Source organism: Acetobacter sp. AN02 (genome assembly GCF_029759835.1).
In the GTDB taxonomy this organism is placed as follows: domain Bacteria; phylum Pseudomonadota; class Alphaproteobacteria; order Acetobacterales; family Acetobacteraceae; genus Acetobacter.
The window spans coordinates 1-8,928 of sequence record NZ_JAJJND010000097.1; the positions used below are offsets into that span (position 1 = coordinate 1).

Annotated in this window: 9 protein-coding genes; 8 read left to right on the forward strand and 1 reads right to left on the reverse strand. The window is 57.5% G+C overall.

Annotation, left to right across the window (positions count from 1 at the left end):
- Positions 1-566 precede the first annotated feature (566 nt).
- The 5 genes from LOC54_RS10255 to hpf all read left to right on the forward strand — a co-directional run bounded on the left by LOC54_RS10255 (position 567) and on the right by hpf (position 4,447).
- A complete protein-coding gene (locus tag LOC54_RS10255) occupies positions 567-878 on the forward strand; it encodes a hypothetical protein (protein WP_279313721.1) in 312 nt (103 codons plus the stop codon).
- A 235-nt stretch (positions 879-1,113) separates the two neighbouring features.
- Positions 1,114-1,557 (forward strand): Co2+/Mg2+ efflux protein ApaG, encoded by a 444-nt coding sequence (gene apaG, locus LOC54_RS10260; RefSeq protein ID WP_279313729.1) that lies wholly within the window; start codon positions 1,114-1,116, stop codon positions 1,555-1,557.
- Positions 1,558-1,577: 20 nt separating this feature from the next.
- Positions 1,578-2,189 carry a GTP cyclohydrolase I FolE gene (gene folE, locus LOC54_RS10265; RefSeq protein ID WP_279313722.1) on the forward strand — a complete coding sequence of 204 codons (612 nt, stop codon included), beginning with the start codon at positions 1,578-1,580 and terminating at the stop codon, positions 2,187-2,189.
- A 64-nt stretch (positions 2,190-2,253) separates the two neighbouring features.
- Entirely contained in the window at positions 2,254-3,618 is a 1,365-nt protein-coding gene (locus LOC54_RS10270; protein ID WP_279313723.1) for a lipopolysaccharide biosynthesis protein, read from the forward strand.
- 238 nt (positions 3,619-3,856) lie between these two features.
- Positions 3,857-4,447, forward strand: coding sequence for a ribosome hibernation-promoting factor, HPF/YfiA family (hpf, locus tag LOC54_RS10275; RefSeq protein WP_279313724.1), 591 nt, complete (start codon positions 3,857-3,859; stop codon positions 4,445-4,447).
- 13 nt (positions 4,448-4,460) lie between these two features.
- Here hpf and LOC54_RS10280 read toward each other — a convergent pair whose 3' ends face one another.
- Positions 4,461-5,450 carry an adenosine kinase gene (locus LOC54_RS10280; RefSeq protein ID WP_279313725.1) on the reverse strand — a complete coding sequence of 330 codons (990 nt, stop codon included), beginning with the start codon at positions 5,448-5,450 and terminating at the stop codon, positions 4,461-4,463.
- A gap of 311 nt (positions 5,451-5,761) precedes the next feature.
- Here LOC54_RS10280 and LOC54_RS10285 point away from each other — a divergent pair, with 311 nt between their 5' ends.
- From LOC54_RS10285 to alr, 3 genes are all read left to right on the forward strand, one after another.
- Entirely contained in the window at positions 5,762-6,451 is a 690-nt protein-coding gene (locus LOC54_RS10285) for a polymer-forming cytoskeletal protein (protein WP_279313726.1), read from the forward strand.
- A 140-nt stretch (positions 6,452-6,591) separates the two neighbouring features.
- Positions 6,592-7,650 (forward strand): NAD(P)/FAD-dependent oxidoreductase, encoded by a 1,059-nt coding sequence (locus LOC54_RS10290; RefSeq protein ID WP_279313727.1) that lies wholly within the window; start codon positions 6,592-6,594, stop codon positions 7,648-7,650.
- Entirely contained in the window at positions 7,640-8,767 is a 1,128-nt protein-coding gene (gene alr / locus LOC54_RS10295) for an alanine racemase (protein WP_279313728.1), read from the forward strand. Before LOC54_RS10290 ends, alr begins: the two co-directional genes overlap by 11 nt.
- Positions 8,768-8,928: the final 161 nt, after the last annotated feature.

Below are 8,928 nucleotides of genomic sequence, written 5' to 3' on the forward strand. Positions count from 1 at the left end.
AAAACAGTCTGCACAGGAAGCCGGAAAGTACAACACTCACGGCACACGCGCAGCCCTTAACTGACGACACGCCGTAATATAAATGTTTTTTTATTTTTTTGTCCTTTGTTTAAGTACGAAATCGTGGCCGGTATTGATACCGGTCTCTGCAACGCAGCAGGTGCTCTGCTGGAGGGGTGCGCCATAGTGGTGCAGCCAGCCTGCAGACAGGCACGCCATCGCGGGCGCCGTTCGCACCTCCATCCTGCAGGGAATTTTCAACGGTCTCCGGACGCTGCAGTTCTCCTGATCTGATTCAGGACTTCCTTCGTGGATCTGGCCCGGTAAGTTTTCTCATCAGGCTTTTTTTATGTCCGGATTTCGGGATTTTTCGCCTCGATTATTAAAATAATATTAATAATTGTTCCATATGTTTTATTTTTTATACAATATAAATAAAGTATTTCTATCGGAAATTTATCATAAAATAATTCTATTTCTTTTATTTTACGATTTTATTCGTTACACTTTTCGATCCGCGTCAGTATTCATCTGCTCAACAAACATCATCAGACGGAATAAACATCATGGCCATTCAGGAACTCTCCTTCGAGCAGACAAAAATCGTTGCGGGTGGCGGTTTCTTTTCTTCTCTTTCCCCCGATGTTGTCGGTGCGACCTTCGGAGTTTTCGGAGGATTTAATGCCGGACTTTATAATGCGGCCGCCTCTTTTATTAACGAAAACCTGATTTCTACCATTGTCAGCCCGCTGACGATTGCTTCCAACGCTCTGACAGGACTTTCTACCGCTATCTCCGTTCTTGCCGGCGCTCTTTCTTCCATCGGAGATGCGGTCAGCAATAACTTCGCTCTGGTGGAATTTCCCCCGAGTGTCTGATCCGCTCCGAATTCCGGACGGAATTCAAGGCCCGGCAGATTATCCTGCCGGGTTTTTTTAATGCCTGCTCCGTCATCTCTTCTGACGACATCCGCGCAGGAACCTGTTAGACGGGCGGCAGAATCTGCACCTCCTTTCCGGGGGGCGTGCGTGCGTGGTCTGCTGTCCTGCGGGTTCTGTCGAGTTGATGAGGCAGGAGACGATCATGTCGCACCGGCGTCCGTTCCCGCCCGGCATGCCCGGACAGGAGCCTGAGTTTCCCGGAGACACGGAGGGCACTCCTGTCTATGAGGCCACGACGGAATCTGTCCGCGTGCTTGTTCAGGCATTCTGGCTGGAGGATCAGTCCGAGCCTTCCGACCGTGTCTATTGCTGGGCCTATCGCATACGCATCGAGAATCATGGCAGCAGCACGATTCAGCTTCTGGGCCGTCACTGGGAGATTATCGATGCTGCGGGCCGGACGGAGCATGTGCGGGGCGAAGGTGTTGTCGGGGAGCAGCCGGTTCTTACGCCTGCGGCCGGTTTTGAGTATACGTCCGGTGCGTCTCTGGATACGCCGGGCGGCATCATGCGCGGTACCTATACAATGACGGAGCAGCCTGGCGGGCGGCTTTTCGAGGTGCGGATTCCGGCATTCAGTCTGGACAGCCCGTTCCAGTCATCCACTCTTCACTGAAACAGCAGATTCCGGTTTTCATGACACAGAATCCTTCCTCAGACCGTCCCACCCGTGAAGCAGCCGAGGAGGCTGTCCGCACGCTCCTTCGCTGGGCGGGCGAGGATCCCTCCCGCGAGGGGCTTGCAGATACACCGGCCCGTGTCGTGCGTTCCTATGAGGAATTTTACCGGGGATATAATGACAGCCCCGATGATATCCTTGCCCGGACGTTTTCCGAAGTCGGGGATTACGATGAGATCGTGCTGCTGCGCGATATCCGTTTCGAGAGCCATTGCGAGCATCATATGGCTCCGATCATCGGGCGGGCTCACGTGGCCTATCTTCCGCGCAGGCGCGTTGTGGGGATTTCCAAGCTGGCCCGCCTGGTTGATGCCTATGCCAAGCGTCTGCAGATTCAGGAGCGGATGACCGCCCAGATTGCGAATGCGATTGACCGGGTTCTGGAGCCTCAGGGGACGGCCGTGATTATTGAGGCCGGTCATCAGTGCATGACGACGCGCGGTGTTCACCGGCCCGGCGTCTCAATGGTTACCAGCCGGATGACGGGAGTTTTCCGGGAGAATTCCGACACGCGTAAGGAGCTGATGGCGATGCTCGGCCGCCCGAATATCGGCGAGCTGAACGCCTGAGACGTGAGATGATATCAGATGGCGCGGGGTGGACGCGCGCATCCGACCCGGTATAGACGCCCGCATGGACAAGCCTGAAGACACCGGCCCGGCAGCGGATATCGCTGATGAGAAGGGCCAGAAATCTGCCTACTCACGTATTCTCGGGAATACGTCCGTTCTGATTGTCGGCCGGATTCTCAACGCTGTCTGCAGTTTTGCCTTCATTCCGTGGACGGTCAGGACGATTGGGCTCGATTCTTTCGGGGTGATGATGCTGATCATCACCTATGTGATGCTGGTTTCGGATCTGACCCAGCTTCAGTCCTGGCAGTCCCTGCTCCATTACGGCTCGTCCTATTTCAGGAACAGGGAGCAGCGCGGCTTCTATACGATTCTCGCGTTCTGCATCCGTGTTGATGTGATGAGCAGCATCGTTGCTCTCCTGGTCGGGCTGGCGGGGATTTTCCTGTTCGGGAGCCTGATGGGCTGGTCGCATGACGTGTGTGTGATTGCGGCCTGGTCCATGCCGACCCTGCTTTTCATGAACACCGACTGGTCTTTGGGCATCATGCGTCTGATGGGCCGGTTTAAGATGTCCACAACTGTTGAGTTCGCGGGCACGGCCGTCAGGACAATTGCCACCTATATCGGATATAAGATGCATTACGGGCTGGGCTTCTTCCTGTTCAGCTGGAGCCTGTCCCTGTTTCTTGTTTTTGCTGCCTGTACGGGGGTGGCTGCACTTCTGATCCGCGATCAGGTGGCGTCTCCCTTCCCGTGGCGGCTTCTGTTCATGCCGGGCGAGCGGATTCCCGGGATCTGGAAATTTACGTTCGGGACGAGCTTCAGCCAGATTCTGGAATCGTTTTTCCGGCAGATTTCCACGCTGATGGTGGGGACCTGGCTTGGTACTGCCGATGCTGCGATTTACCGCGTGGGCAATCAGATCACCAAGGCGATGGTCAAACCGGCCGTCATGATGATTCCTGCCATTTATCCGGAGTTTGTGAAGCTGCGGGATGAGCGGAACTGGGACGGCCTGGGGCAGGTTGTCCGCCGCCTTCTCAAGACGATCTGTCTGTTTTCGGTCCTTGTCGTTGTCGTGGCGTTCCTGATCGGCGGGCATGTTCTGGATTTCATGCTCCATAAGCATATTGATGACGGTCATGTCCTGACCTCCATCCTTGCGCTGAGCGCGATGCTGGATATTGCCCAGATTCCCTTCGAGCCTTTTCTTACGGTCATGCGGAAGATCAGATATCTGCTGGTCGTGAAGATCATTGCGACGACGGCCTGTATTCCGGCTCTCTTTTTCCTCATGCGGCTGGCGGGAATTAACGGGGCAGCGCTGACCAATGCCGTGGCTTACGGGATTATTTTCGCGCTTTATCTGATCAAGACCCATTCGGTTCTGCAGCAGACGCGTCGTGAGGCGGCCTCTGACTGAGTCGGCAGGGAAATTTCAGGAATTTATTAAAAAATCCTTTATTTATAATGATTTTTCTATGTGTGACATTTTTATGTAGACAGCTTCGTATGGTTTATGCCTAGACTTGATTATCAGGAGGCAGTCCTTCTGACTGTTTCCTGATGCAGCATATTTTGAAAGCCGCCTGTTACGGACGGCGCGCTGCGCTGTCAGAGAACTCAGGCGACCGGTTTTCCTGATGAAAGGAGCCTGTCTGATGAATATTCAAGTTTCCGGTAAGCAGATCAGCCTGTCTGATGCTCTTAAGGAGCGTGTCTCATCCCACCTGAATCTGATTGCCGGACGGTATTTTGAAAATATGCTTGATGCTGATGTGACATTCAGCAAGGCCCGCTCTTTTTTTACCTGTGACATCAATGTCCATGCCGGACAGGGGCTCACTCTTCGCGGAGAGGGAGAGGCTGGCGATGCCAACGGGGCTTTTGATGATGCTGCGGAGCATATCGCCCGTCGCCTGAGGCGGTATCGCCGCAGGGTTCATACGCTGTCCCGCCAGTCCGGGCGGCGGAACCGGCCCGAGACAGCGCGCAGTTATGTGCTCAGGCAGAACGAGCATCCTGCAGAGAGTGAATCTCTTCCGGAGGGTGACAGTCCGGGGCCTTATGCCACGATCATAGCCGAGCAGCAGACGGATATGCCTCTTCTGTCGGTCAGTGATGCCGTGATGCGGATGGATCTTGCCGACCGGCAGCTTCTGGTGTTTCGCAACAGCGCAAGCCGCCAGGTGAACGTGATCTACAGGCGGGATGACGGAAATATCGGCTGGGTTGATCCGTCTCCCGGCTGAGATCCTTCCGGGTTCAGCTGATCATGTCTTCCCAGGGATTTCCCTGGGGGCGTGCGCCGAAGTGAGAGATAACTTCCGAGGCCGCCACTGATGCAAGCCGACCGCATTCCTCAAGTGTGCGACCGGATGTCAGGCCCGCGAGGAATCCTGCTGCATAGGCGTCGCCCGCGCCCGTCGTGTCCACCACCTTTGTCGGCACCGGGCTGATATTCAGTCTCTGGCCTTTGTTCAGGATCACACTGCCCTCCCCCGAGCGGGTAAGGGCGGTGAGGTCCGTTTCCGTTCCGATCTTTGAAGCGGCAGCCTCGAAATCCTCGGTCTGGCACAGGGCGCAGATTTCGTCCTCGTTTGCGAAGAGGATGTCGATATGTCCCTCGACGAGCTCCTGAAACGCTTTTCTGTGCCGCCCGACGCAGAACGGATCTGAGAGGCTGAGTGCGACCTTGCTTCCGGCCCGGTGAGCGAGGGTTGCGGCGCGGCGGAAAGCTTCCTGTGCGTGCGGCGGATCGAAGAGATAACCTTCCAGATAGATAATTTTTGCTGCTTCGATCCTGTCGGCGAGAACATCGTCTGGGCTGAAGCTCGTGCAGGCTCCGAGATAGGTGCACATGGTGCGCTGTCCGTCGGGCGTTACAAGCACGATGCAGCAGGCTGTCGCGAGGTTTTCCTCCGCGTGACCGTCGAGGGGGGCGGATGGGAAATCCACGCCACTGGCGCGAAGGTCCGAGCCGAATTTCGTGCCTGCGTCGTCGCGGGCGACCTTTCCGAGATAGGCCACCGTTGCGCCCAGCTGTGCGGCGATGACGCAGCTGTTGGCGACCGAGCCGCCGCCCATTTCCGCTTCCGGCCGGATTTTGGCACGGAGGGCCTGCATGCGGTCAGCGTCAATGAGGGTCATGCTGCCGGGCACGAGCCCTTCCTTTTCGGGAAATCCCTGCTCCACAGGAGCCAGGATGTCTGCGATCGCGTTCCCGATTCCGAGAATATCGTACTTTATATTCATGATCCGTGCGACTGCCTTCCCTGTTATCTGCGGAGACGCAGGCTGTGCGGCGGGTCTCCGGTGTAGTGGCGGACCGGTCTTACCTGTTCTGCGCGCAAAGCTCCACCGCACGGACACGGAACCGGAAAAGCGCAAAAAAAGTAACATTCCTGCCTTGCCGCGCTGCGCGTGAGGGGTATAACTCTTCGGGGAACAGCTGCTCCGCTGCACGTCTGTCGTCTGCTGACAGGGCGGGGACGTGCTGCACTTTTTATGTCAGAGGTTCAGAAGAACCTGGCCATTTCAGAAGAGCCACACCGGGGGGCCGTGCCTTGTTATTTAAGCGTCAGAAACCTGAAGAATCCAAGCCGGCCACACCAACTCCGGCTGCCCCGCCTGCCAAGGCTTCTACTGCGTCAGGCGGACGTGATGCCCTGTTCCCGAACGACCAGAAAGCGGCTGCTCCGGCTCAGAAAAGCCCGGAAAAGCCTGCTGCCGCGTCTTCTCCCTCAACACCTTCCCAGTCCAAGGACAGCACACAGATGAACCGTCCTCCGTTTCCGCCTGCTCCGACCCCTGCTGCCGGAGGCGGCTCTTCCGTGCCTCCGGGTGTCGTTCCTTCCGGTGCGCCGCGTGCCGGCGGCGCCGATCCCGCAAGGAAAGAAGACGATCGCCGTACGCTCGTCGTCGGGCGTGGCATCAGCGTTCAGGGCACCGTTCAGGATGCCGAGCGTCTGGTTGTCGAGGGCACTGTTGAGTCCAGCATGATCATCGCCAAGGAGCTGTCCGTTGCTCTGGGCGGTCTGTTCCGTGGCGGCGTTGAGGTTGAGGATGCCGAGATTGCCGGAACGGTTGACGGTACGCTGACCGTGCGCGGCAGCCTGACGGTCAGCCAGACGGGTCGTCTGCTGGGCAAGGCCACCTGCAAGCGTCTCAAGGTTGAGGATGGCGGTCAGATTACGGGTCAGCTGGAAATGCTTACCGAAGCTCAGAAGCCGGTTGTCGAGAAGACAGCGTCCTGAGTTCCTGCGGCCCCGCTCTTGTGGCGGGGTCGTTTTTCTGCCGGGCAGTTCCAGCCTTTTTTCCGGGGCGCGTCAGAACTGTCACTCCGGCCTGACGGTCCTGTCTGCGTCCCTGTCTGTCTTCAGTTTCCGGGCCATTCATGTCATCTGATATCTCTTCCCCAGATTCTTCCCGCGTGATTGAGACTGACGTTGCCATCATAGGCGCGGGTCCGACGGGTCTGTTTGCTGCTTTTGAGTGCGGCATGCTGAAGCTTCGCTGTCTTCTGATCGATGCTCTGGACGAGACGGGTGGTCAGTGCGCGGCGCTTTACCCGGAAAAACCAATCTATGACATTCCGGCCCATCCGACGATTGAGGGCGCGGCTCTGGTTGAGGCGCTTGAGCGTCAGATTGCACCGTTTTCTGTTCCCAGGCTTCTGGGGCGGCGGGTTGAGGCGCTTTCGGGGCATCGCGGCCGGTTTGTCCTGAAGACATCGAAAGGCGATGAGATCCACGCGGGTGCGGTGATCATTGCTGCCGGAGCCGGGGCTTTCGGGCCGAACCGGCCGCCGCTGGCCGGTATTGAAGCCTATGAGGTCTCAGGCGGCGTTCAGTATTACGTGCGTCGTCGGAACGAGTTTTCTGGGAAGACACTGGTGATTGCCGGAGGCGGAGATTCCGCGCTCGACTGGGCGCTTGAGCTGCGCGGTATCGCGAAAAAAATCTATCTTGTGCATCGTCGTGACAAATTCCGGGCTGCGCCTGAGAGTATTCGCCTGATGGAGGAAGCCGTTCTTGAAGGCACCATCGAGAAGGTGACGCCCTGGCAGCTTCATGGGCTTTCGGGAGAAGACGGCCGTCTGACGGGGGTTGAGGTTTCGACACTTGAAGGAGAGACGCGTCTTCTCGAAGCAGATCATCTTCTGGCATTTTTCGGTCTTGCCACGGATCTCGGGCCGGTTGCGACCTGGGGTATGGATACGATCCGCTCAACAGTCCCGGTGACACCGTCAACCTGTGAGACGTCCCTGCCGGGCGTGTTTGCGATCGGCGATGTTGCGACCTATCCCGGCAAGCTGAAACTGATCCTGCAGGGGTTCAGTGAGGGAGCTATGGCGGCGCACGCGATTCACCCGATCATACATCCGGAAACTGTGCTGCACTTTGAGTATTCGACCAGCAAAGGTGTACCCGGAGCGAAAGATCATGGCATCTGATGTTCCGTCTCCGGCTGCGGATCGGGCCGGTGGTATTCTGACGATCGATCCGTCTGCTGTAGCCGAGAATTACCGGAGAGTTCTGAGGGTTATCGGTCCCGGTGTGAAGGCGGCGGCGGCTGTGAAGGCGGATGCCTACGGGCTGGGCGTGGAGAATATCGCTCCGGCGCTTTACGGTGCGGGATGCCGTCATTTCTTTGTGGCGCATCTTGCGGAAGGCATGGTGCTTCGCCCTCTCCTTCCCTCTGATGCTTCGGTGCTCGTGCTGCATGGTCCTCCTCCGGGGACTGCCGGTGATCTGCATGCAGCCGGGCTGATCCCCGTGCTGAACAGTCCTGATCAGATTGCGGAATGGAGTGCCCTTGCCCAGTCCCGTGAGTCCAGTCTGCCTGCGGTTGTGCAGATCGATTCAGGGATGGCGCGATTTGGTCTGAGTGAGGCTGATCTGCACGGGCTTGCCCGGAAATCTGACGCTCTTTCGGGTATTGATGTCAGTCTGGTCATGAGCCATCTCGCCTGCGCTGATGAACCGGAGCATCCGGCCAATCGGGCGCAGCTTCTTCAGTTTGAGCGCCTGCGCGGTCTTCTCCCGCCTGCTCCTTACAGTCTTGCCGCATCGTCCGGCCTGTTTCTCGGATCTGACTGGCATTTTGACCTGGTCAGGCCGGGGGCTGCGCTTTATGGCGTCAATCCCACGCCTTATGCCCTCTCCCCTGTCTGCCCGGTGATCCGGCTGTCTGCGCGTGTGATCCAGACGCGTGATGTGCAGGCCGGCCAGGCTGTCGGTTACGGCGCTGCGTTTGTCGCCGGGCGGGCATCGCGGATTGCGCTGCTGGGAATCGGGTATGGGGATGGCTATCTCCGCAGCGCCGGCGGGCGGGCGCGTGTCAGCCTGCCGTCTCATCCGGAACTGCATCTGCCTGTGACCGGGCGGATTTCGATGGATTCCCTGTGTGTAGATGTGACCGGTGCGCCGGAGGGGCTGATTCGCGAGGGGGTTCTGCTGGACCTGATCGGTCCGCATCTTTCGATTGATGAGGCGGCCTCTTCTGCCGGAACGATCGGTTATGAGCTTCTGACGGGACTTGGCGGACGCTATCACAGGGTTATTCTCTGATCATGCTTTCAGCAGGATCAGCGGTCAGTATTCCGTGTGAAATGGTTTTTTCTTCTGTCTGCCCGGGATATTTTATCTCTTTGTTACGGCGTGTCGTCAGTTAAGCAGTATGATGATTGAGGCGAACTGCACGGCTGCGAGGAAAGTAGATTTGAGTTTGT

What these genes read in the sequence shown, in the direction of transcription:
- LOC54_RS10255 (WP_279313721.1), top strand. Translation starts at nt 567, where the DNA reads ATGGCCATTCAGGAACTCTCCTTCGAGCAGACAAAAATCGTTGCGGGT.
- apaG (WP_279313729.1), top strand. Translation starts at nt 1,114, where the DNA reads ATGCCCGGACAGGAGCCTGAGTTTCCCGGAGACACGGAGGGCACTCCT.
- folE (WP_279313722.1), top strand. Translation starts at nt 1,578, where the DNA reads ATGACACAGAATCCTTCCTCAGACCGTCCCACCCGTGAAGCAGCCGAG.
- LOC54_RS10270 (WP_279313723.1), top strand. Translation starts at nt 2,254, where the DNA reads ATGGACAAGCCTGAAGACACCGGCCCGGCAGCGGATATCGCTGATGAG.
- hpf (WP_279313724.1), top strand. Translation starts at nt 3,857, where the DNA reads ATGAATATTCAAGTTTCCGGTAAGCAGATCAGCCTGTCTGATGCTCTT.
- LOC54_RS10280 (WP_279313725.1), bottom strand. Translation starts at nt 5,450, where the DNA reads ATGAATATAAAGTACGATATTCTCGGAATCGGGAACGCGATCGCAGAC.
- LOC54_RS10290 (WP_279313727.1), top strand. Translation starts at nt 6,592, where the DNA reads ATGTCATCTGATATCTCTTCCCCAGATTCTTCCCGCGTGATTGAGACT.
- alr (WP_279313728.1), top strand. Translation starts at nt 7,640, where the DNA reads ATGGCATCTGATGTTCCGTCTCCGGCTGCGGATCGGGCCGGTGGTATT.